26 protein-coding genes are annotated in these 24,201 nt (G+C 42.1%); 10 read left to right on the top strand and 16 right to left on the bottom strand.

The genetic code is table 11. The features are described 5' to 3' along the window. Window positions 1-18 precede the first annotated feature (18 nt). From CYCME_RS04095 to CYCME_RS04030, 14 genes are all read right to left on the bottom strand, one after another. Window positions 19-1,560, bottom strand: a complete 1,542-nt coding sequence (locus tag CYCME_RS04095) for a long-chain-fatty-acid--CoA ligase (protein WP_020932205.1) — start codon at window positions 1,558-1,560, stop codon at window positions 19-21. 530 nt (window positions 1,561-2,090) lie between these two features. Continuing rightward, on the bottom strand, window positions 2,091-2,480 hold the full coding sequence (locus CYCME_RS04090) for a ClpXP protease specificity-enhancing factor (RefSeq protein WP_020932204.1): 390 nt from the start codon (window positions 2,478-2,480) through the stop codon (window positions 2,091-2,093). A gap of 6 nt (window positions 2,481-2,486) precedes the next feature. Next, on the bottom strand, window positions 2,487-3,134 hold the full coding sequence (locus tag CYCME_RS04085; protein ID WP_015006432.1) for a glutathione S-transferase N-terminal domain-containing protein: 648 nt from the start codon (window positions 3,132-3,134) through the stop codon (window positions 2,487-2,489). A gap of 79 nt (window positions 3,135-3,213) precedes the next feature. Next, entirely contained in the window at window positions 3,214-3,951 is a 738-nt protein-coding gene (locus tag CYCME_RS04080; protein WP_016389964.1) for a cytochrome c1, read from the bottom strand. Further along, complete coding sequence (locus CYCME_RS04075) at window positions 3,948-5,165, bottom strand: cytochrome b (protein WP_016389963.1); 1,218 nt, start codon at window positions 5,163-5,165, stop codon at window positions 3,948-3,950. The genes CYCME_RS04080 and CYCME_RS04075 overlap by 4 nt, the downstream gene beginning before the upstream one ends. 8 nt (window positions 5,166-5,173) lie before the next feature. Beyond that, window positions 5,174-5,767, bottom strand: a complete 594-nt coding sequence (petA, locus tag CYCME_RS04070; RefSeq protein ID WP_015006435.1) for a ubiquinol-cytochrome c reductase iron-sulfur subunit — start codon at window positions 5,765-5,767, stop codon at window positions 5,174-5,176. Between the two features lie 145 nt (window positions 5,768-5,912). Beyond that, window positions 5,913-6,998, bottom strand: coding sequence for a histidinol-phosphate transaminase (gene hisC / locus CYCME_RS04065; protein WP_020932203.1), 1,086 nt, complete (start codon window positions 6,996-6,998; stop codon window positions 5,913-5,915). A 4-nt stretch (window positions 6,999-7,002) separates the two neighbouring features. Continuing rightward, entirely contained in the window at window positions 7,003-8,301 is a 1,299-nt protein-coding gene (gene hisD, locus CYCME_RS04060; protein ID WP_020932202.1) for a histidinol dehydrogenase, read from the bottom strand. 3 nt (window positions 8,302-8,304) lie between these two features. Continuing rightward, window positions 8,305-8,934: an ATP phosphoribosyltransferase gene (gene hisG, locus CYCME_RS04055; RefSeq protein WP_016389960.1), complete on the bottom strand. Its 630-nt coding sequence runs from the start codon at window positions 8,932-8,934 to the stop codon at window positions 8,305-8,307. 4 nt (window positions 8,935-8,938) lie between these two features. Beyond that, window positions 8,939-10,204, bottom strand: coding sequence for a UDP-N-acetylglucosamine 1-carboxyvinyltransferase (gene murA / locus CYCME_RS04050; RefSeq protein WP_016389959.1), 1,266 nt, complete (start codon window positions 10,202-10,204; stop codon window positions 8,939-8,941). A 32-nt stretch (window positions 10,205-10,236) separates the two neighbouring features. Next, entirely contained in the window at window positions 10,237-10,536 is a 300-nt protein-coding gene (locus CYCME_RS04045) for an STAS domain-containing protein (protein WP_020932201.1), read from the bottom strand. A gap of 27 nt (window positions 10,537-10,563) precedes the next feature. Beyond that, window positions 10,564-11,028 (bottom strand): outer membrane lipid asymmetry maintenance protein MlaD, encoded by a 465-nt coding sequence (mlaD, locus tag CYCME_RS04040; RefSeq protein ID WP_015006441.1) that lies wholly within the window; start codon window positions 11,026-11,028, stop codon window positions 10,564-10,566. Window positions 11,029-11,030: 2 nt separating this feature from the next. Continuing rightward, on the bottom strand, window positions 11,031-11,813 hold the full coding sequence (mlaE, locus tag CYCME_RS04035; RefSeq protein WP_015006442.1) for a lipid asymmetry maintenance ABC transporter permease subunit MlaE: 783 nt from the start codon (window positions 11,811-11,813) through the stop codon (window positions 11,031-11,033). Window positions 11,814-11,832: 19 nt separating this feature from the next. Next, entirely contained in the window at window positions 11,833-12,561 is a 729-nt protein-coding gene (locus tag CYCME_RS04030; protein ID WP_015006443.1) for an ABC transporter ATP-binding protein, read from the bottom strand. 298 nt (window positions 12,562-12,859) lie between these two features. Here CYCME_RS04030 and CYCME_RS04025 point away from each other — a divergent pair, with 298 nt between their 5' ends. The 10 genes from CYCME_RS04025 (at window position 12,860) to mgtE (ending at window position 21,381) form a co-directional block, all read left to right on the top strand. After that, window positions 12,860-13,837, top strand: coding sequence for a calcium/sodium antiporter (locus tag CYCME_RS04025; RefSeq protein ID WP_020162496.1), 978 nt, complete (start codon window positions 12,860-12,862; stop codon window positions 13,835-13,837). 20 nt (window positions 13,838-13,857) lie between these two features. Next, on the top strand, window positions 13,858-14,838 hold the full coding sequence (locus CYCME_RS04020; protein WP_020932199.1) for a KpsF/GutQ family sugar-phosphate isomerase: 981 nt from the start codon (window positions 13,858-13,860) through the stop codon (window positions 14,836-14,838). After that, window positions 14,835-15,374, top strand: coding sequence for a KdsC family phosphatase (locus CYCME_RS04015; RefSeq protein ID WP_015006446.1), 540 nt, complete (start codon window positions 14,835-14,837; stop codon window positions 15,372-15,374). Before CYCME_RS04020 ends, CYCME_RS04015 begins: the two co-directional genes overlap by 4 nt. A 7-nt stretch (window positions 15,375-15,381) precedes the next feature. Beyond that, on the top strand, window positions 15,382-15,939 hold the full coding sequence (lptC, locus tag CYCME_RS04010) for an LPS export ABC transporter periplasmic protein LptC (RefSeq protein ID WP_015006447.1): 558 nt from the start codon (window positions 15,382-15,384) through the stop codon (window positions 15,937-15,939). Next, window positions 15,926-16,429 carry a lipopolysaccharide transport periplasmic protein LptA gene (gene lptA, locus CYCME_RS04005; protein ID WP_020932198.1) on the top strand — a complete coding sequence of 168 codons (504 nt, stop codon included), beginning with the start codon at window positions 15,926-15,928 and terminating at the stop codon, window positions 16,427-16,429. Before lptC ends, lptA begins: the two co-directional genes overlap by 14 nt. Beyond that, window positions 16,429-17,154 (top strand): LPS export ABC transporter ATP-binding protein, encoded by a 726-nt coding sequence (gene lptB, locus CYCME_RS04000; protein ID WP_015006449.1) that lies wholly within the window; start codon window positions 16,429-16,431, stop codon window positions 17,152-17,154. The genes lptA and lptB overlap by 1 nt, the downstream gene beginning before the upstream one ends. Window positions 17,155-17,253: 99 nt before the next feature. Then, window positions 17,254-18,702 (top strand): RNA polymerase factor sigma-54, encoded by a 1,449-nt coding sequence (locus CYCME_RS03995; protein ID WP_015006450.1) that lies wholly within the window; start codon window positions 17,254-17,256, stop codon window positions 18,700-18,702. A 28-nt stretch (window positions 18,703-18,730) separates the two neighbouring features. Further along, window positions 18,731-19,021, top strand: a complete 291-nt coding sequence (gene hpf, locus CYCME_RS03990) for a ribosome hibernation-promoting factor, HPF/YfiA family (RefSeq protein ID WP_015006451.1) — start codon at window positions 18,731-18,733, stop codon at window positions 19,019-19,021. Window positions 19,022-19,065: 44 nt separating this feature from the next. Beyond that, window positions 19,066-19,923, top strand: a complete 858-nt coding sequence (gene rapZ / locus CYCME_RS03985; protein ID WP_016389951.1) for an RNase adapter RapZ — start codon at window positions 19,066-19,068, stop codon at window positions 19,921-19,923. A gap of 99 nt (window positions 19,924-20,022) precedes the next feature. Then, entirely contained in the window at window positions 20,023-21,381 is a 1,359-nt protein-coding gene (gene mgtE / locus CYCME_RS03980; RefSeq protein ID WP_020932197.1) for a magnesium transporter, read from the top strand. A gap of 18 nt (window positions 21,382-21,399) precedes the next feature. On the opposite strand, the gene pmbA is transcribed toward mgtE, so the two are convergent. Then, window positions 21,400-22,755, bottom strand: a complete 1,356-nt coding sequence (gene pmbA / locus CYCME_RS03975) for a metalloprotease PmbA (protein WP_020162501.1) — start codon at window positions 22,753-22,755, stop codon at window positions 21,400-21,402. Next, complete coding sequence (gene tldD, locus CYCME_RS03970) at window positions 22,748-24,190, bottom strand: metalloprotease TldD (protein ID WP_016389949.1); 1,443 nt, start codon at window positions 24,188-24,190, stop codon at window positions 22,748-22,750. Before tldD ends, pmbA begins: the two co-directional genes overlap by 8 nt. Window positions 24,191-24,201: the final 11 nt, after the last annotated feature.

The raw sequence follows: 24,201 nt of genomic DNA, 5'->3' as shown, positions 1-24,201 counted from the left end.
ACAACCATAACAGTCGACCTATTGAACACCCCTTTCTATTTCACCGCGCTTATTTAAAACCCGCTTCACGATCTTACCAGCACCATTTTTAGGAAGTGTATCCATAAAAACGACTTTTCTTGGCACTTCATAACTGCCTAAGTGTTGACGACACCAACGACGTATATCGGCTGAGCTCGCCTCAACGCTCTCTTTTAACACGACATAAGCAACGGGGATTTCACCATGTAGTTCATCTGTTTGCCCAATTACCGCTGCTTCTAATATTCCGTCATAGCGATACAGCACCTCTTCAATAATCCGCGGATAAACATTCATACCGTTAACAATAACCATATCTTTTTTCCGATCGAGAATACTAAAGTAACCCTCTTCGTCAACGTTACCTAAGTCACCGGTTAAGAACCAATCTTCATAAAAAGACTCTTTGGTCGCCTCTGGCAATTGCCAATAGCCCTTCATCACATTATCGCCACGAACGGCAATTTCACCAATTTCACCTACCGGCAACTCCACACCCTGTTCATTAAGAATTTTCATTTCAACATTGGGTACAGGCAGACCAACCGTGCCTATTTTTCGAATGCCGCCTACTGGATTTACACACGTTACCGGTGAACACTCTGTTGGCCCATCGCCTTCATAAATGGGCACGCCAAATTTTTGTTCAAAACGATTTAATATGTCTACCGGCATCGACGCGCCACCAGACACACATAACTTAATTGAACGAAAGCGTGCACACTTATCGTCACGAGTATTTAGCAACACGTTGTACATACTAGGCACACCAAGAAAAACGGTACTGTTAGTTTTTTCGATGATGGTAAGCAAATTATCAGGTTCAAACTTGGCAACGGGAACAAAAGCACAGCCATGGGTCAGAGGAGTCAGCATGCCCACAGTCGCTGCAAACGCATGAAACATTGGTAACACAAGAACAATCACCTCTTTACCTGCTTGCCATTTCATTGCCTGAAAGACACTAGATGTGTTGCTCACTAAATTGTGATGTGTCAGCATCGCACCTTTTGGTTTCCCCGTAGTACCGGACGTGTATAAAATAGCCGCTAAATCATTAACTGGGTCAATTTTTATATTTGGTAATGAGCCATCATTATCACAAAGTTGCTTCCAATCAGCAGATTCTTCACGATTAGCGCGGATACAAATATTAAATAACTGTGCTGATATCTCTGCAGCAATGTCATCCATATTCGCCTGAAAAGCTTCATGGTAAATAACACCTTTAACCTGTGCATTTGTCATCACATAAATGATTTCAGCCGCTTTTTGAAGTAGATTAATAGGAACCACAACAGCTCCAGCCTTAACGATACCCATATAAGCTATCGCAAACTCAATACTGTTTATGCAATACAAGGCGACTGTGTCGCCTTTTTTAATACCCCGTTTTAGCAGCCCGTGAGCAAATTTATCTGAAGCAGTTTTTAACTCTATAAAAGTACATGACGTATCATTATCAATAACCGCAACACTATTAGCATAGGTGCTTGAAGTGGTGTTAAACGCTTCTATTAAAGATATTTTATGGCTCATTTATGCTCTCTTTTATTGCCATTTAATGGCTTATATTTATTAATGAGTAAGCGGTAAGTTATTTACTCTACGATGTTAGTTATTTATCACACATATGATTAGCAGCCAACCATAACGTGACAATATACTGATAGCAACCTAGAAGCGCTAAAGCAAGCCTTTCATTTTAATGGACTAAAAAATAGTTTAAGTAGGTTTGATGATTGTCGTTAGCTTTTTGATCGAACAGCTCTGTTTAACAGCAAGTAATTACAAGATAGCTTACCGATAAGACTTAGCCGAACCAGATGATAAGAAAGCTAGATTAGCTCTGAGATAACAGGGTATTCTATTAAATGGACTTTAGTGAATAACCAGTAATCTCAACTGATGAGCAACCGTAAAATAAACACCAGCAGGCAAAGCATTTTGACTGATACCGTTATTACCACGAATAGATTAGCAATAATTGCTACTTACCACTGAGGTCGAGAACTGAGATGCTTTTATGTCTAATTCATGCCACTACGTTTAAGTAGTCGGCATAGACATTATTTAACTATTTTTAACACCGGTTTTTTAGTTTCTTTTTTTGCCGGCGATTTATCAGGATCTGGCGGCACGTCATCTTCAAAGCGTTCATCAAACATCATCCCTTTACCATTTTCTTTTGCATACGTCGCTAAAACAGCATTGATCGGGATATATAGGTTTTCAGACTGACCAGAGAACCGAGCAGAAAAAGAAATAGCCTCATTATCTAAAAACCAATTTTGTACTGCGCTCGGGTTAGTATTTAAAATAATACGCTCATCCGATACATATGCAGTCGGAACAATGACCCCCTCATAGCTTGTATCAACTAAAAGATAGGGAGTCATTCCGTTTTCAAGTATCCACTCATGTAAAGAGCGTACTAAATAAGGCTTGAGTGGCGTCATTGATAATTAAGAGGCCATTAATATATGACTTTCCATCATATCAAGCTCTTCTTTGCTCATGCTTTCTTGGAAGGTGTCACGTTTTGTGACTCGAGCAATATAGTCCTTAATGGCCTTTGCTTCTTTAGGTAATTCAATACCATATAGTGGTAGACGCCAAAGTAAAGGAGCCAGTACACCATCTACCAATGTAAACTCATCACTTAAAAAGTATTTATTTGATTCAAACAATGGAATAGAAGCGATTAAGTTTTCTCTAAGTAGTTTCTTTGCTTTTGCCGCTTTTTTCTCACCTGCGTTAACAATATCATCAAGTAGGGTATACCAGTCTTGATCAATTCTATGTATTAACAGACGAGAACGTGCACGGGATACAGGGTCAATAGGATATAACGGTGGATGCGGAAAGCGTTCATCCAAATATTCCATAATAATTCTTGAATTAAATAAGGCTAAATCCCTGTCAATTAAAATAGGTAAGGTTCCATACGGGTTCAACTCTTGTAAGTCTTCTGGAAACTCCTTGCTATCTACAAATTCAACTTCAGCTGATGCACTTTTTTCGCACAATATAAAACGAGCACGGTGACTATAGTGACACACAGGGTCTGCAAAAAGCGTCATGATGGATTTTCTATTCAGTGCATTTATCATTATTTTGTCCGTTTTATTAAATGTGAAAGAGCTTTGTGTTAAATACAAAGCTCCTCAACTAGTACCGCTTATTATATTTTTAGTGAACGTCTTTCCAATATTCTTTCTTTAAGAAATAGAACACGACAATCATCAAGAAGATAAACATCAAGACTTTCCAACCAAGGCGTTGACGTTCAAGTTTTGCTGGCTCGCCCATGTAGGTCATAAAATTAACAAGGTCATTCATCGCCTTATCAAATTCTTTTTCAGTCATTCGACCAGGCTCAACGATTTCTAATCGATCTATCACTTTACGAATAGAACCATCTTCAAGCTCAACATCTTTATAGACTGCTTGCTGCATACCTTGTAAGTCTGCCAATACATGTGGCATCCCTACTTTTGGAAACAACGCATTGTCCACTCCAAACGGGCGCGATGCATCTACATAGAAGCTTTTTAGGTAGGTGTATAACCAGTCAGAGCCACGAGACCTAGCAATCAATGATAAGTCTGGTGGGTTAACACCAAACCACTTTACTGCATCTTCTGGACGCATTGAAATGGTCATACCATCAAATATTTTTTCACCCGTGAACATTAGATTAAGCTCAACTAATTCAGGCGGGATTTCTAAATCCTTCGCCATTCTTGAGTATCTAAGTTGCTTAGCTGAATGACAACTTAAACAATAGTTAACAAAATACTTAGCACCCCGTTGTAAAGACGCCTTGTTATCTAAATCTATCCTTGCCGACTCAAGTTCAATTGCCCCACCTGCAGCAAACAATTGTGATGAAAATAGTACTAATAAAGCCAAACTTAGTTTTTTCATTTCTCTTCTACCCTCTCTGGAACATATTTATCTTGGCCAAGGTTTGAATAAAATGGCATTAATAAGAAAAAAGCAAAATAAACAATCGAGAAGAGCCTAGAAGCTATGGTGCCTATTTCTGTTACAGGCTGCATTCCAAAGTAACCTAAGCCAATGAAACTAACACAAAATGCAACTATCGCAGCTTTAAATATAGGGCCTCTATAACGTATTGATTTATTCACACCCCTATCTAACCAAGGCAATAGGAATAAAACAAAAATTGCACCACCCATTGCAACAACGCCTAGGAACTTATCAGGCACCGCTCTTAAGATTGCGTAAAACGGTGTGAAGTACCATACCGGGGCAATATGCTCAGGTGTCTTCAATGGGTCCGCTGGTATAAAGTTTGCGTGCTCAAGGAAGTAGCCTCCCATCTCCGGCATATAGAAAATAATTAATGCGAAGACAAACATGAACACCGCGACACCTACTAAGTCTTTGACTGAATAGTATGGGTGGAATGGTATTCCGTCTAACGGTACACCTTTATCATCCTTGTGCTTTTTAATCTCGATACCTTCTGGGTTGTTAGAACCCACTGCATGCAATGCCACAATGTGCATAAACACCAAAATAACCAGTACTAATGGAATCGCAATCACATGAAAAGCAAAAAAGCGGTTAAGTGTTGCATCAGAAATAACATAGTCACCACGTAACCATAGTGCTAAATCTTCACCAACATAAGGAATCGCTCCAAACAAAGACACAATCACTTGTGCTCCCCAATATGACATTTGGCCCCATGGTAATAAATACCCCATAAAAGCTTCAGCCATAAGAGCGACATAGATAATCATGCCGAATACCCAGACTAATTCACGAGGTTTTTTAAATGAGCCATAAATCAAACCACGGAACATGTGTAAATACACAACGATGAAAAAAGCAGATGCGCCTGTTGAGTGCATATAGCGAATCAACCAACCCCATTCGACATCACGCATGATGTACTCAACAGAGTCAAACGCTAACTTTGCATCTGGCTTGTAGTTAATTGTTAAGAAAATACCGGTAATAAATTGATTAATTAGCACCAATATCGCTAACGAACCAAAGTAGTACATCCAGTTGAAGTTTTTAGGTGCATAATATTCTGCAAGATGCTCATTCCACACTTTGCTTAGTGGGAATCGTTCATCCACCCACCCTAACGCATTTTTTAACATGCCACTCATTATGCTTGCCCTCCTGATGAACCAATTAATATTCTGGTGTCTGTTATATATTCATGAGGCGGCACCACAAGATTTAATGGTGCAGGTACGCCCGCGTAAACTCGACCGGACAAATCAAACAACGAACCGTGACATGGGCAGAAAAACCCACCCTTCCACTGAGGACCTAAGTCTTCTGGAGCCACTTCGGGTCTATAGGTTGGAGAGCAACCCAAATGTGTACAAATACCAACTGCAATAAAAACTTCTGGCTTAATAGAGCGCGATACATTTTTACAAGACTCTGGTTGCTCAGATTCATTTGAATCTGGATCCCTTAATATATCGGTCATTTCAGCCATCTCAGCGAGTGCTTCTTGACTACGTTTCAACACCCAAACCGGTTTCCCACGCCATTCAACACGAATCAGCTGCCCGGGTTCTAACTTACCAATATCAGCCTCAACTGGAGCACCCGCCGCTTTTGCACGGTCACTTGGGTTCATTGACGCTATAAATGGAACCGCCACATAAGCCGCACCCACTCCCGTTACCGCAGTAGCTGCAGCGGTTAAAAAAAGACGCCTGCGCTTATCTACTACTTGTTCGCTCATCTAAATCTCCATAAAATCATCGTAAATTACACATGCACATTTTGCACGGCACTTATTCGCAGGATTTTAGCATATTTTATTTTTTTAGGGTCAGCTAACAAAGCCTAGAAGAGAAATTGTATCCCATATACAACTCTTTTTTGATTTACTGCTTTAGTATTGAAGCAAATTTTTCAATAAATAAATCATTTTCCGAACGTGTGCCTACTGTGACGCGAAGGCATTCCGCCGGCAAACCGGGATTACTAGCCATTTTTTTAATTAACACACCGGCTTGCTTTAATTGCTCAAAAACACGCTCCGCAGAATCGGATAACAATGAGAATAATATAAAGTTGGCATCACTCGGGAAAACTTTCACTCCAGTAAATGACGTTAAGCCGCTCAGTAACCGTTCGCGTTGTTCGCGAATAACGGCGGCTTGCTGATTTAGAGTATCAATGTGTTTAAATGCAAATGTAGCCGTTAATTGTGTAAAAACATTAATATTGTATGGCAGGCGTATTTTTTCAAGCTCGTCTGTCAGACATGGGTGGCCCACTACAAAACCAAGCCTCAACCCTGCCAAACCTAATTTAGACACTGTCCGCATCACTAATAAATTTTTAAAATCTGGCGTTCGATTCATAAACGTTTTGCATGCGAAAGGCTGATACGCCTCATCAATCACGACTATGCCATTAGCCAATTCTAAAATTTGAATTAAATCATCATCATCAAATAAGTTTGCCGTCGGGTTATTTGGGTATGATAAAAATATAACAGCCGGGTCTTCTTGTTTAATTGCAGCCTTCATAGCCGACATATTCAAGCTAAAGTCTTCGTTAAGCGGCACACCGGTGAAAGGCAAACCGAGAGAATTTGCAATGTGCTGGTACATAACAAAACTTGGTGTTGGCGCTATGACAGCACTTCGATCCTTCATCGCCATTAAAATAAGTTGTATCAGCTCATCAGAGCCATTACCAAGCACTACCCCTAATTCTGCTGGCACATCAAAGCAATCACGCAACCCAGTTATCAATTCCCTAGCTGATGGATCTGGATATCTATTAGGCTCAACATTTGAAAGTAGTTGTAACCACTCGTCTTTCATTACCTTAGGCCACGGAAATGGGTTTTCCATCGCATCCAACTTAATCAGCCCTGTTGCTTCTGGCACATGATAAGCCGCCATTTTCTGTATTTCTGGGCGAATTAAGTCTTCAACTATTTTGTTTTTTTTTGACATCCTACTAGCCGTTTATTTTACGGTATTCTGCAGATTTTGCATGGGCTGTTAAAGCCTCACCGCGCGCCAAAATAGACGCTGTATCAGAGAGTGCTGAGGCCCCAGCTTTACTGCAATTAATCATGCTAGTGCGCTTTTGAAAATCATAAACGCCCAGTGGTGATGAGAATCTCGCTGTGCCAGATGTCGGTAAGACATGGTTAGGTCCAGCGCAATAATCGCCCAGTGCTTCCGGCGTATATCTACCTATAAATATTGCACCCGCGTGTTTAATCTCTTCAGCCCACTGCTCAGCATTATCTACTGATAACTCAAGATGCTCTGGCGCTATTTTATTAGCAATGCTTATCGCTTGTTCTTTTGTTTCTGCATAAATAAACCCACCCCTACCTTCTAATGAGGCTTTTATGACCTGTGAACGCTCAAGCGTAGGAAGTAATTTTTTTATGCTCGCCTTAACCGCTTCAATGAACCCTTCATCTAGTGAAACGAGTATCGATTGCGCTTTTTCGTCATGTTCTGCTTGCGAAAAAAGATCCATCGCTATCCAATCTGGATTGGTTTTTCCATCACAAACAATAAGAATTTCAGACGGGCCAGCAATCATGTCTATACCTACTTGGCCGAAAACCATCTTTTTTGCTGTCGCGACAAAAATATTACCCGGCCCAACAATCTTATCAACTCTCGGCACGGTTTCTGTTCCATAAGCAAGCGCTGCCACGGCTTGCGCCCCACCCACTTTAATCACCTTATCTACGCCCGCAAGCCAGGCAGCCGCAAGAACTAATGCGTTTAGTTCGCCCTTAGGAGTCGGGGTAACCATTACAATCTGTGATACCCCCGCTACTTTCGCAGGAATAATATTCATCAACACTGAAGATGGGTATGCCGCTTTACCGCCCGGCACATATACACCAACACGTTCAAGTGGGGTAACTTTCTGACCGAGCGTATTACCCATCTCATCGACAAAATCCCATGATTGTGCTTTTTGCTGTTCGGCATAGTGACGAATCCTATCAGCGGCGACTTTAAGTGCCTTTGAGTGCTCATCCGGTAATTGATCCCAAGCACTAGCGAGCTGCTCTTGTTCAACAACAAGGTTATCGGCGCTGGCTTCCCATTGATCAAACTCTTGAGTATATGACAATAGCGCCGCATCACCATGCTGGCGGACAGCCTGTATTATTTCACTGACGGTTTGATTAACCGAGCTATCTTCTACATCATCCCAAGCCAACAAATCAGCAAGTGATTGATCAAAATCAGTACTCGATGCGTTCAACGTTTGTATATTCATTTATTAACGCCTGTTATCAACAGCCACTTCTAATGTCTTAATCAGCGTCTTAATTTGTTGATACTTCATTTTCATTGAGGCTTTATTAATGACCAGCCTAGAGCTAATGTCCATAATAAAGTCTAGTGGCTCCATACCATTAGCTTTTAATGTATTACCAGTATCGACTAAATCCACAATACAATCGGCCAAGCCTACAATAGGTGCCAACTCCATAGAGCCATATAACTTAATAATTTCTACTTGTTGGCCTTTTTTAGCAAAATATTGTTCCGTTAACGACACGTATTTAGACGCTACTCGAATTTTACCGGTTGGTAGTTTTTTACCCGTTACAATCGCCGTCATTAAACGACATTTTGCAATATTTAAGTCTAACGGCTCATAAAGGTTATCGCTACCATGTTCAACCAGCGTATCCTTACCCGTCACGCCGACATCTGCTGCGCCATACTCTACGAAGGTTGGCACATCAGTGGCCCTTATGATGACTAAATTAACCTTACCACAAACACTTGGCACAATCAGTTTCCGTGTTTTAGATAAATCCTCAGATGGCTCGATGCCCGCCTCAGCCAACAACGGGAGCGTATCTTTTAAAATCCGGCCTTTTGAAATTGCTATTGTTAACATTGAACTAGCTAGGTACTCGGCGTATTTGACCGCCTAATAAAGCGGTTTTTTCTTCAATACATTCATAACCACGGTCGATATGGTAAATCCGCTCAATAATTGTTTCGCCTTTAGAGACTAAACCAGCAATAACCAGACTTGCAGATGCTCTTAAATCTGTTGCCATCACTGTTGCGCCTTCCAGCATTTCTTTACCGACACAAATAGCTGTATTACCTTCTAATTTAATATCAGCACCTAAACGCTGTAACTCATGAACATGCATAAAGCGATTTTCAAAAATCGTTTCTGTAATAACCGATGTCCCTTCAGCCAGCGTATTAAGCACCATAAATTGTGCTTGCATATCAGTTGGAAAACCTGGGTATGGCGCTGTTTTAAAAGACACGGCTTTAGCACGTTGGCCCTTCATATCCAACTCAATCCAATCGTCGCCTATGGTCAATTCTGCACCGGCTTCTTGCAATTTTGACAACACCATATCTAAGGTACCAGGGTCAACGTCTTTGATTTTAATCTTCCCCCCGGTTGTTGCAGCCGCCACCAAATAGGTGCCCGCTTCAATCCTATCTGGAAGAATGTCATACACTAAATTTTTAGTTGCTAGCGATTCAACACCTTCGATGGTCAAGGTGTCTGTTCCAATACCTGATATTTTTGCACCTAATTTATTTAGAAAGTTAGCTAAATCACTCACTTCAGGTTCACGTGCAGCATTTTCTATAATGGTTGTTCCTTCTGCTAACGTCGCAGCCATCATCAAGTTTTCAGTCCCTGTCACTGTCACCATATCTAACACAAGCCTTGCACCTTTAAGCCGATCGCATGACGCATGAATATACCCATTCTCAACTCGAATATCAGCGCCCATTGCCTCCAAGCCCTTTAAGTGAATATTCACCGGTCGTGAACCAATTGCGCAACCACCTGGCAAGGAAACTTCTGCTTTACCAAAACGTGCTAATAATGGGCCTAAAACAATAATTGATGCCCGCATTGTTTTTACCAGTTCATAAGGTGCTTTAAAGGTGGAGATCGTAGATGAATCTACTTCAATTCTTACTTTTTCATCGACCGATAAGGTAACACCCATCTGTCCTAGCAGACTCATTGTGGTTGTAATATCATGCAGATGAGGAACATTCCCAATAATAACTGGGTTTTCGGCAAGCAACGCACCTGCCAAAATTGGCAAGGCCGCATTTTTTGCACCTGAAATACGTATTTCTCCTGAGAGCGGCCCACTGCCTTGAATAATCAACTTATCCATTTTCTACCTACCTATTATATTTACTAACGCCACTAAACGATTGGCAGAATTCCATCAAGACCACTAACTCGGGCGATTTCTAACATTTGCTCAGGTATTTCTTGAAAACAAATACCCTGACCAGACCTCTGCGCCATGGCCATCCACTCAACCAATAAAGCCAAGCCTGCGCTGTCTGTTTTTTCAACTGAGTTTAAGTTAAACGCTAGGTCAGCCTGACCGGCAAAAAACGGCTCAGACGCTAATAACAACGCCGCAACATGATCAAACCCTAAGGTACCTGAAACACATATTACACCTTCATCATTTTGCTCTAGTATTGCATTACTCATTGATAAATCCAGCCTGCTGAAAACTTATTATTCTTCGGAGCTACTGCTAAACAAAAATTGACCAATAATCTGTTCAAGCACTAACGCTGATTGCGTCATCTCAAGTTGACTGCCGTGAACAAGTACTTCTTCTTCACCACCAGGCTCAAGCCCAACAAACTGCTCACCCAACAAGCCTGCTGTTAAAATACTCGCATTACTGTCAGAAGGTAATTGATTGTACTTTGCATCGATCTTCATCGTGACAACAGCCTCAAATGAGTCTGGGTCAAAATCAATCGCCTTTACTCGGCCTATGTTGACGCCAGCCATTGATACTGGCGCACGCACTTTTAGGCTACCAATATTTTCAAAGTTAGCAATAACATCGTAACCTTCGTCACTATTTGCATTGCTTAAATTGCTCACTTCCATAGACAAGAAAAACATCGCAACAAAGCCAATGGCTACAAAAAAACCTACTAAAATCTCAATCGATCTTGATATGTGCATACCTAGATATCTCCAAACATCAATGCAGTTAAAATAAAATCTAACAATAAAATAGCAAATGCAGAGTGAACAACCGTTCTCGTTGTTGCTCTCCCCACTCCTTCAGAAGTAGGCACCGCATCATAACCTTCAAAAATAGCAATCCATGTGACTACCCAACCAAACACTACACTTTTAATTAAGCCATTAATAATGTCTTCGTTGAAATCAATCTTAGCCTGCATTTGAGACCAAAAACCACCTTCGTCAATGCCAAGCAAGCCAACGCCGATAAAGTATCCACCTAAAACACCAACCGCACTAAACAATGTCGCTAAAATAGGCATTGAAAGCAAACCTGCCAAGAAACGTGGCGCCATAACCCTTTTGACCGGGTCAACAGCCATCATCTCCATTCCAGACAATTGCTCAGTGGCTTTCATTAAACCAATTTCTGCGGTTAGTGCTGACCCCGCACGACCAGCAAATAACAATGCCGTTACCACTGGGCCTAACTCTCTAACCAGTGACGCGGCAACCATGACGCCCAGCATGCCTTCTGCGCCAAAGTCTGACAGCGTATAAAACCCTTGTAATGCCAGCACCATACCGACAAAAACCCCTGAAATAATAATCAAAGAAAAACTCAGCACACCAACCGAATACATCTGTGCAATTAACAATCGCGGCCGCATCAAAACACTTGGGATGCTCAGCAAAATGTTAACAAAAAAAACAGATCCTCGACCCAAACGCTCAAGCATACTCAATGATGCAGCCCCTAAGCGTTGCAAATAATCTAGCATGCTAAAGTCACCTTTATTCTCACGTCTCTATTCCCATTAAATCTTTTGCATACTCTTTGGCTGCATAATGAAAAGGAACAGGCCCATCAGCCATTCCCTGCATAAATTGTTGCGTCCATTCAGAGTCTGATTGTGCTAATTGCTCCGGCGAGCCGTGCTCAACCACTTTGCCCTTTGATACCAGATAAACATAGTCTGCAATGGCACAGGTTTCTTTCACATCATGTGACACCACAATACTCGATAGGCCTAATGCATTATTCAACAAGCGAATTAACTGCACCAACACACCCATCGAAATGGGGTCTTGCCCAGTAAATGGCTCATCGTACATAATCATCATTGGGTCTAGTGCAATAGCTCGAGCCAATGCAACACGTCGTGCCATACCACCGGACAACTCGGCCGGCATCATATCCCTTGCGCCGCGCAAACCAACCGCATTTAACTTCATTAATACTAAATGGCGAATTAACGACTCGGGAAGCTGAGTGTGTTCACGTAGCGGAAACGCCACATTGTCAAACACCGAAATATCCGTTAGCAATGCACCACTTTGAAAGAGCATTCCCATTTTTTTACGCAGTTGATAAAGGTGCTTATGTTTTAGCTGATGAACATTCTGCCCATCTACTTCAATAGAACCAGATGAAGGTTTCAACTGACCACCGATTAACTTCAACAAGGTAGTCTTTCCTGTCCCACTAGGCCCCATAATGGCCGTGACTTTTCCACGCTGAATATCCATATCCACGCCATCAAAGATAAGCTTTGATCCGCGAGAAAAATGGACATCTCTAACTTTTATTAATGAAGTCGTTTCCGTCAATGACGTTTCCCTAGTTTCTTTCAACACTATTATCAGCGTTATTGAAGATAAAATAAATCAGGCATTGTCCCTACCTTATCAATGCACGTCAATCCGAACTTTCACTATTTATGGCGCAATCTTTTAAAACCCAATTGTTTTTTTCGCTTAAACTATCCACTTTTTATGCGACAATAAATTTCGCGTTAACTTAACCTATTCTCCTTACCTTAATCTTATGCTTGTATTTTCTGTTGCGCTGCTTGCAGGCTTTTTCTTTTTAATTTTTTCTGCTGATTATTTTGTTAAGGGCACTTCCGCTATTGCGCGAAATATTGGAATATCGCCGTTAATTATTGGTCTCACCATCATTGGCTTGGGCACTTCGGCCCCTGAAATGTTGGTTGCTGGAATAGCCTCTGTTCAAGGCAACACTGGTCTTGCAACAGGCAATGCCGTTGGCTCAAATATCGCTAATATTGGTCTAGTACTCGGTGTTACCGCGTTAATCAGCCCCATTTTGATAAAGTCATCTTTACTTAAACGCGAACTACCTATTTTATTGGTCATCTCTATAATCAGTTACCTTTTACTCGTTGATGGCCACCTATCAAGATTTGACGGACTTATTTTAATTGCTGGGCTCATTGCTTTCCTTTACTGGTTATTACGCAGCGCTCAACAGAACAAGCAGCAAAAAAAAGACATCTTAGCAGCCGAGTTTGATGACGAAATCCCAAGCGACCTAAGTACAAAGACTGCCTCTTTTTATGTCATCATCGGTCTTACTATCCTCATTATTAGTTCAAAACTACTAGTTTGGGCAGCCGTCAATATTGCCATCCTCTTTGGTGTTAGTGATTTAGTCATTGGATTAACCATTATCGCCATAGGAACTAGCTTGCCAGAATTAGCAGCTTCTATTATGAGCGTTATTAAAAAAGAGCCTGATCTTGCTGTAGGAAACATTATTGGGTCGAATGCCTTCAACTTATTAGCTGTCTTATGTTTACCTGGGCTTCTTCACCCTGGCAATGTAGATCCACAGCTCGTTTCACGCGACCTCCCCATTATGCTTGGCTTTACTTTATGCCTATTCATTTTTTCATATAGCTTTAATGGGCAACCTAAGATCAACCGTTTTAAAGGTGGGGTTTTTATGCTATTTTTCGTCGCCTACCTAAGCAAAGTATACTTAGATACTCTTGGAATTTAACTTAACTCAACACCGATCAAATGCCTGATAACCATCATCGAACTCAACTTAAGCAACTAGGCTTGGCCGTTGTACAAACCGAAGCAGACGCTATTGCTAATCTCGCCGGACACATTGACGAACAATTTATCGATGCGTGTGAACTGATGCTTAAATGTGACGGCAAAGTTGTCGTCATCGGTATGGGAAAATCAGGCCATATTGGTAATAAAATTGCCGCCACGCTAGCCAGCACCGGAACACCAGCTTTTTTTATTCACCCAGGGGAAGCCAGCCATGGCGATCTTGGCATGATCACTAAAAACGATGTGGCTTTAGCGCTTTCAAATTCAGGCGAAACCGGAGAAGTGCTCACCATTTTACCCATTCTTAAACGTTTAGGCGTTCCACTCATTTCTATCACAGGCAATCCAAGTTCAACCCTAGCAAGCCTTTCTGATGCACCCATTAATGCCAGTGTTGCTAAAGAAGCTTGCCCATTGGGCCTTGCGCCTACCTCCAGCACCACAGCTGCGTTGGTTATGGGCGACGCCTTGGCCATTGCGTTACTTGAGGCACGCGGCTTTACCGAAGCGGACTTCGCTCTTTCACACCCAGGCGGCAGCCTAGGAAGGCGTCTATTACTTCATGTTAGTGACATTATGCATCAGGGTGATGATATTCCAATCACTGAAGAAACAGCGCCGGTAAGCGCCGCCTTGCTTGAAATGACAGAAAAAAAATTAGGAATGACGGCTATTACAAACCAACAAGGTGATTTAACCGGTATTTTCACCGATGGCGATTTACGACGCATGCTTGAAAATAATATTGACATCCACGGCACTGAAATCAAACAAGTGATGACCCGTGGAGGCGCGACTATTAGCTCAACACAACTGGCCGTCGAGGCCTTACAACTGATGCAAGATAAAAAAATTAACGCATTATTGGTCACCGATAACAACCAACTGGTTGGTGCTCTTAATATGCACGATATGCTAAAAGCAGGGCTATCATGATTGAGCTAACTGATGATTTTCAGCAACGGGCACAAGATATCCGATGCGTTATTTTTGATGTCGATGGAGTGTTAACAGACGGAAAATTGTTTTTTGACCTAAAAGGCAATGAGTACAAATCTTTTCATGCACAAGATGGACAAGGCTTAAAACTACTCCAGCAAAATGGTATCGATGTTGCCGTTATTTCTGGCCGCTCATCCCCCCTTGTCGAGCAAAGAATGAAAAACCTTGGCGTGACAAATATTTACCAAGGCCAAGAAAACAAAACCGCCGCGTTTAACCATTTACTAAAAAAACTTAACATTACCCCAAATCAAGTGGCGCACGTTGGTGACGACTTACCCGACTTAGCGCTAATGACACGAACTCGCTTAGCCATTGCCGTTAAAGACGCAAACCCATCTATACTTGGATACTGCCAAGGCCAAACAGAACGACTCGGGGGACACGGTGCCGCTCGAGAAGTCTGTGATACTATTTTAAGCATTCAAGACAAACTCACGCCTTCTGTGCAACTGTTCTGTGACACCTAACACCCTAATGAAACCCCTTAAAATCCTTGCCTTGGCTCTATTTGCCGCTGGCACTTGGTGGATTGCCTTCACACAAGAGCCAGAAGCGCCTGTACAAACGGCAAAACCAGGCCATAAAATTGATTATTTTTTAAAGCATTTTGAAGCCCTCAGCATGACCTTATCGGGCGAACCAAAACAACGAATAAAAGCAGAATACATGCAACATTTTGTTGATGACGACAGCACCGAGCTTACTCGCCCTATCATGACCATGTATTCATCAGACAAACCTGATTTACACATTAATTCGGAGACTGGTTATTTATCTTCAGACGGTGAACTTGTTTTACTCAATGGTGCCGTAAACATCAGACGAGAGGCATTAAAAAATATTGCGCCACTTGAAATCGACACGCATAATCTACGCATTCAATTGCCCAACGATTTTGCAGAAACCGATGAGTTTGTGAAAATAAAATCTGGCACTAACGCCATTGAAGGCATGGGCTTACGTGCCCACTTTCGAGAACCCATTAATATTAAAATACTAGAACAAGTTCGAGGCCGCCATGAAATCAACTAAACAAACGCTTCTTTTTTTAACACTGACATTAATCTCAGTGACAACACCCTTGTGGGCGCTCAGTACAGATAAACAAAAACCGGTAGAGGTTGAGGCCGATAACTTTAATTTAGATGACGCGAAAAAAATTACCGTCTATTCTGGTAACGTTATTATCACCCAAGGCAGCATGGAAATTATAGCTGATAAAGTCACCATTCATGGCGTTCGCGGTACCACCGATAAAGTTATTGCCATTGGAAACCCAGTTAAATTCAAACAACAACCTGATGGTAACCAAGGACTTATTCGAGGTGAAGCTAATCGGTTTAACTACTTGGTAACCAAAGACACTTTGGTGCTATTAGACGATGCCACTTTATGGCAAAACGGTAACACCTTCGCCAGCGATCGAATTGAATACGACAGCAAGCGCTCTATCGTCAAAGCAGGTGATAAAAAAGCAGGCTCTAAACGTGTAAAAGTAACCTTAGAGCCTGCAAAAAAATAATGAGCACCTTAAAAACACATAATATCTGCAAACAATTCAATAATAGAAAAGTTGTTGATAACGTTAGTATTAACGTAAAAAGTGGTGAAGTTGTTGGTTTATTAGGCCCAAATGGTGCAGGCAAAACAACCTCTTTTTACATAACCGTTGGCCTCATTAAACCTGACAGTGGCGATGTCTTTCTTGATGACGAAAACATTACTCAAAGCCCTATGCATGTTCGCGCACGTCAGGGTCTTGGCTATTTACCACAAGAAGCCTCTATTTTTAGAAAATTAAGCGTAGAAGACAATATTCGCGCCGTTCTACAAACACGAAAAACACTCTCACCCGGCCAGCAAGAACTGGTTCTTGATGAGTTATTAAATGAGTTTGCAATCGATCAATTACGTACTCAAAATGCCTTAGCACTTTCTGGCGGTGAAAGACGCCGATTAGAAATAGCCCGTGCGTTAGCCACTGAACCTCGTTTTGTATTGTTAGATGAGCCTTTTGCCGGCGTTGACCCCATCTCTGTTATTGATATTCAAAAAATCATCCATCACTTAACCGAACGAGATATCGGTGTCCTCATTACCGACCATAATGTTAGGGAAACCCTAGGTACTTGTGATCGTGCATACATCCTAAATAATGGTCGTGTTATCACCGAAGGATCAGCTGAAGATATCTTAGAACACCGCGAGGTACGGGACGTTTATCTAGGGCATGAATTTCGCATGTAATTTCCAATTAAAAGTCATTCTTTTTGTTGAAATATGGGCTAAACTTACAACATGAGATGTCAGCAAGTTTTTAATTCTTTTGTACAACAGGCGGTATAAATGAAGCAGTCATTACAGCTTCGAATAGGTCAGCATTTAACAATGACCCCTCAATTGCAACAGGCTATTCGCTTGCTGCAATTATCGACAGTAGAGCTTCAACAAGAAATCCAAACCGTCCTAGATGGCAATATGATGTTGGAAGTTCCGGACGAAGAGCTTCCTGCTAATCAAGATGCTATAGACAAGAAAAATCTCCCCGCCGATGAAAAAACCAGCGAAGGTTCACAGGACCTTCTACCTGACGAGTTAGCCGTCGACACTTCATGGGATGACATTTACGACCTAACCCCCTCACCCGGACTTAATCAAGCTTCAGACAGTATCGCCCCTGACCCTGGTAGTATCAATTCTGCTAAGCAGACTTTACATGATCACCTGACGTGGCAGATGGAGTTAACCAATTTCTCAGATACTGACCGCGTCATAGCCACCACCATTATCGACAGTATCAACGACAACGGTTATCTAAATTCAAGCCCTGAGCTTATTCACCAATACCTGTCAGAGCAACTAGACAATTTAGATCTAGATGAAGTTATTGCTGTTTTACATAAAGTGCAGTCATTCGACCCCATAGGTGTTGGAGCACTTGATTTACAAGATTGCTTGCTCATTCAATTAAAGCAATTGCCAGAAAATACGCCGTTTTTGTCACTTGCTATCGAACTGGTCAGCAACTGTATGCCAGCACTTGGCTCTCAAGATAGTACAAAACTTAAACGCCAGATGGGCGTTGATGACGATACATTAGGGCAGATTATTGCTCTTATTCAGCAGCTCGATCCACGACCAGGGTCAGGTGTTGAAGAAACCAGTACCGAATACGTCACACCTGATGTTTATGTTAACAAAGTAAAAGGTCGCTGGCAGGTTTCTATCAATGGAGAGATCGCGACAAATATTCGTATTAATCCTTATTACCAAACGCTGATTAAACACGGCGATAAAAGCACCGACACTCAGGCCATGAAAAACCACTTGCAAGAAGCGCGTTGGTTTTTAAAAAGCCTACAAAGCAGAAATGAAACGTTGATGTTAGTCGCACAAGAAATTGTTAACCGGCAGCATGAATTCCTTGAGCATGGCGCTATCGCCATGAAGCCGATGGTATTACGTGACATCGCTGAAACCGTTGAAATGCATGAATCAACCATTTCACGCGTTACGACAAACAAATACATGCATACACCCAACGGTATTTTTGAACTCAAGCATTTCTTTTCAAGCCATGTTTCAACTGACACAGGTGGAGAGTGTTCCGCTACTGCGATTCGAGCCTTTATTAAAGAACTTGTTAGTAACGAAAACCCTAAAAAGCCTCTTAGCGACAATAAAATTGCCGTTATACTGGGAGAAAAAGGCATTAACGTTGCGAGAAGAACGATCGCCAAATACCGCGAATCCATCTCAATACCCCCTTCTAGTCAAAGGAAGCGAATTCTTTGATTTTTTACCACCAAAACAGGAGAGTTATATGCAATTAGATCTATCTGGACACCACGTTGAAATTACCGATGCAATTAGAGAATATACAAATACAAAATTTGGTAAAATTAAACGTCATTTTGATAAAGTTATCGATGTACATGTTGTTTTATCCGTTGAAAAACTTGAACAAAAAGCAGAAGCGACTATTCAGCTAAACGGCTCAAAAATTTTTGCTGAAGATACGCAAGAAAACATGTATGCAGCCATCGACAACTTGGTTGACAAGTTAGATAGACAAGTTATAAAACACAAAGAAAAGACTAACGCTCACCGCTAATTAATTAAGGCCGACTTCACCGTCGGCCTTTTTACTGACTTATTATGAAATTTATTATCGTTAGTGGTTTATCCGGATCAGGAAAAAGCGTCACTTTAGATACCTTGGAAGACGCCGGTTTTTACTGCACGGATAATTTACCTGTTGCCTTATTATCAGATTTTGCAACATTGCTGACAGATTCAAAAAAACCTCTCTTTAGCAAAGCCGCTGTTGGCATCGATGCACGTAATGACCCGTCGTCCTTGGAGCAGTTCAGCGGTTTTATTGAACAACTAAAAAGCAATAATATCGATTATGACATTATCTTTCTTAGAGCCAGTAAAGGCAGTTTAATTAAGCGTTTTAGTGAAACTCGACGAAAACACCCCTTATCTGACAGCAATACCTCGTTAGATGAGGCGCTAGACTTAGAACTTAACCGACTTAGCTTAATCTCAAGTCATGCAAGCATCCAAATTGATACAACGCACAGCAATGTGCATGAGTTACGCGGAATCATTCGTGAACGTGTAAGCTTTGATAACAGCACAGGTTTGTCGCTTCAAGTCATGTCCTTTGGGTACAAACACGGTGCACCCAATGACGTCGACTTTGTATTTGATGCTCGATGCCTCCCTAACCCATATTGGGAACCAAGTTTGCGTGAATTCACCGGGTTAGACAAACCTGTTATCGAGTTTCTAGATGATAAACAACTCGTTCAAGATTTTCTTCAAGATACCGCTAAATTCCTGACTCGCTGGGTGCCAGAGTTTATCAATACAAACCGTAATTATTTATCCATTGCTGTAGGCTGTACCGGTGGACAACACCGCTCTGTTTACCTCACAGAAAAGTTAGCAAAATACCTTACTTCTCAAGCACTTAACGTAATCACTCGACACCGCGAATTAACCTAAGTCTATTCGGCCTTGACAGTTCGCATAAATAACAAAGCAGTCAACAAATGATTACGCTAGAATATTAGGTGTTTACAGTACCTGATTTTTATTATTGATATGTCAGCTTCTCCACAACATGAGAACACCCATGAGCACCTACGTTTACTCGCCGGTAACCTCGACAGCGGTGCTTTATCAAAAATTGAAGCCCAACTAAACGAACTTCATCCTGCTGAAATAGCTAACCTTCTCGAATCACTACCACTACAAAACCGACGTATTGTCTGGGAGCTTACCAACCCTGAACTAGCCGGTGACATTTTAGTTGAAGTAAATGATGAGGTACGCCTAGGGCTTATCGAACATACCGATGAAGACGACTTAGTTGCAGCTGTCGGCTCACTAGATACTGATGATCTGGCTGATATTTTTGAAGACCTTCCGAAGGTTGTTTTGCATCAGGTTGTCCGTGCCATGTCAAACCAAGACCGACGACGACTACAGTCTGTCATGTCTTATGATGAGGATAGCGCGGGGGGGTTAATGAACCCTGACATGGTCACTATTCGCCCAAATGTGGATCTTGGTGTGGTTTTAAGGTACCTAAGACAACGCACTGAATTACCGGCGAATACTGACAAATTATTTGTTGTCGATAGAGATGATCGTTATTTAGGTATTTTGAACATCTCAGACTTACTGACAACCAATTCTAAAGAGTCGGTGAGCAACACCATGATCACTGACCAAAAAGCCTTACTGCCTACCTTATCTGCTAATGAGGTGGCCCTATTCTTCGAAGATTACAACCTCGTTTCAGCGCCTGTTGTTGATGAGGACAATCGATTACTTGGGCGCATTACCGTTGATGATGTTGTTGATGTTATTCGTGATGAAGCCGATCGCTCCTTGTTAAGCTTAGCCGGTCTAGATGAAGATGATGACATGTTTGCACCTGTCACAAGGAGCGCTAAACGTCGTGCAGTTTGGCTAGGAATTAATTTATTCACCGCTTTTCTAGCCGCTTGGGTTATCGGTATATTTGCAGCAACCATTGAACAGGTCGTTGCCCTTGCGGTTCTTATGCCAATTGTTGCCAGTATGGGTGGAATTGCCGGTAGCCAAACATTAATGCTGGTAATACGAGGCATTGCACTGAATCAAATTGGCACTACCAATGCTCGTTGGCTATTATGGAAAGAATTAGCCGTCGGCAGTTTAAATGGTATTCTATGGGCTTGCGTTGTCGCCGCAATAACTGGGTTTTGGTTTCAAAGCCAATCCCTCGGCCTTTTGATTGGTGTCGCTTTGGTTATTAACTTAATCGTTGCTGCACTGGCCGGCGCCACCATTCCGTTAACGCTAAAGAAAATGAATATAGACCCAGCTATTGCTGGGGGCGTTATTCTGACGACGGTCACCGACGTTATCGGCTTCTTTTCTTTCTTGGGCCTCGCAACCGTTTTTCTAATTTAAATCAGTCCAAACGCTGACTTACGAACCAGCAATGGTCATTTCACTAACTAAAATAGACCCTGTCCGCGTATTCCCTCTAAGGTCTACATCATTACCCACAGCAACAATAGATTGATAAATATCTTTTAAATTACCCGCTATCGTCACCTCTTCTACTGGGAACTGGATGACCCCATTTTCAACCCAAAAACCTGCGGCTCCTCTGGAGTAGTCACCGGTCATTGTATTCACTCCCTGACCTATCAATTCAGTCACTAGCAAGCCTGTATTCATTTCTTTAAGCATGCCATTAAAATCCAGCTCACCGGACTTAACGGTCAAATTATGTACGCCACCAGCATTAGCCGTGGTTTTCATCCCTAGCTTACGCGCTGAGTAACTACTTAAAACATAACCTTCGACTACGCCTGCTTTAACAATGTTCCTTGCCGATGTGGCCACACCTTCAGAATCATACGTTGCACTACCCATTGCTTGAGCTAACAAAGGCTGCTCATAAATATCAATAAATGAAGGAAAAACTTGCTGACCTAAACTGTCCAAAAGAAATGATGATTTGCGATATAAATTTCCACCTCTAATGGCTGATATAAAATGGCCGATCAGGCCACCGCTGACTTCAGCAGCAAACATAATAGGGCTTTTTCTAGTGCTAATGGCTTTAGCTCCAAGACGGTTTATGGTTCTTTTAGACGCCATTTCACCTACTTTTTTAGCATCATCCATTGCACTAGCCTGACGAGCAACGGTGTACCAATAATCGCGCTGCATAGTTCCATCACGTTCACCAATAACTGAGCAGCTCATGCTATGGCGACTAGCCGGATAACCATGATTAAACCCAAGGCTATTGGCTAGTACACGGGTACCCTCAAATGTTTGAATACTGGCACCCTCTGAGTTGCTAATGTCTTTATCATAAAAACGTGCGGCATCTTCACACCTTACCGCCATTTCAATGGCTTCATCCGCACTAATAGTCCATGGGTGATATAACGATAAGTCAGGAAAAGTTGTTGCCAAATACTGCTGTTCTGGCAGCCCAGAAAATGGATCTTCTTCAGCATACTTCGCAATTGCACACGCTGCAGACACCATTTCTTTAATTGCCGCAGAATCCAATTTTGTGGAACTAGCAGAGCCCTTCTTATGGCCCTTATAAACGGTAATACCAATACCCTGATCACGATGATGCTCTATCGTTTCAACTTCCCCCAAGCGTGCATTCACAGAAAGGCCTTGCCCAACACTAATAGCCGTTTCTACTTGGTCTGCACCCTGTTTTTTTGCTTCTAATAAAATATCGGCTGCAATATTTTTCAATTGCTCCGTTTTTTGTTCACTGTTAGTTGATGTATCCACTGACTTAGGCATGCGTCCCTCCTACTGTCAAGCCATCAATTTTTAGTGTTGGCTGGCCGACTCCAACCGGAACACTTTGACCTTCTTTACCGCAGGTTCCAACCCCTTGATCTAATTTGAGATCATTCCCCACCATGCTGACTTTGTTCAAGACATCTGGGCCATTACCAATTAACGTTGCGCCTTTGACAGGTTGGGTTATTTTTCCGTTTTCAATTAAGTAGGCTTCGCTGGCTGAAAACACAAACTTACCCGAGGTAATATCCACCTGCCCCCCTGCAAAATTGACTGCATACAAGCCATTTTTTACCGATGACACTATCTCAGCTGGCTCACTTTTACCCGGCAACATATAAGTATTTGTCATTCTAGGCATTGGTAAATGTGCATATGACTCACGTCGGCCGTTTCCAGTTGCTGCATGCCCCATCAGGCGCGCATTCATTTTATCGTGCATATAGCCCTTCAATACACCATTTTCAATTAATGTTGTACACGCCGTCTTAGTACCTTCATCATCCACCGACAGTGAACCACGCCGACCTTCCAACGTTCCATCATCCACCACAGTGCATAATGGCGAGGCCACCTTTTCACCAATTCGTCCACTAAACGCTGAGCTGCCTTTGCGGTTAAAATCGCCCTCTAAGCCATGGCCTATTGCTTCGTGTAGGAGAATCCCCGGCCAACCAGGCCCTAATACGACTGTCATGGTACCTGCTGGAGCCTCAACTGCTTCTAAGTTCACCTGCGCTAAACGCACAGCCTCTCTTGCATAAGTCATTGCTCGATCTTCTTCTAAGAAGTATTCATAACCTTGTCGCGCGCCACCACCCGAACCACCTTGTTCACGTCGCCCATTTTCTTCTATGATAACCGACACATTCATTCTTACTAAGGGTCGGATATCGCTGCTTAGACTGCCGTCATCCGTTGCCACCAGTACAACTTCGTAAACACCCACCAAACTAATAACGACTTGTTCAATACGTGCATCCAATTGACGTGTTTGCTGATCAATACGTTTTAATAAAGCCACTTTCTCTTCACGAGTCATGGTATTTAATGGGTCAATGGGTGCATACAAGCTAGGCATATCATTGAACATAGTAGCCTTTAAAATACCCGAACGTCCCCCACTCGCTATTGCTTTGACGCTGTTCGCGGCGGCTAACATATTCGGCAGTGTTAGTTCCTCACTGTAGGCAAAACCTGTTTTTTCCCCGCTCACCGCTCGAAGACCAACGCCTTGTTCTATATTGTAATTGCCATCCTTCACGATACCATCTTCAAGAACCCACGACTCACTGCGTGACGATTGAAAGTAAATATCTGCCTGATCAATGTTAGTCGACAGTAATGACCCCATCACATTGTCTATATCGTTAATTGATAAACCGACAGGTTTAAGAATCAAACTTTCTGCTTGTTGAATTAAATCGCTCATAATGTCTCGTT

It is taken from the genome of Cycloclasticus zancles 78-ME, from assembly GCF_000442595.1.
GTDB lineage: Bacteria > Pseudomonadota > Gammaproteobacteria > Methylococcales > Cycloclasticaceae > Cycloclasticus > Cycloclasticus pugetii.
This window is presented reverse-complemented; position numbering and strand designations above follow the sequence as displayed.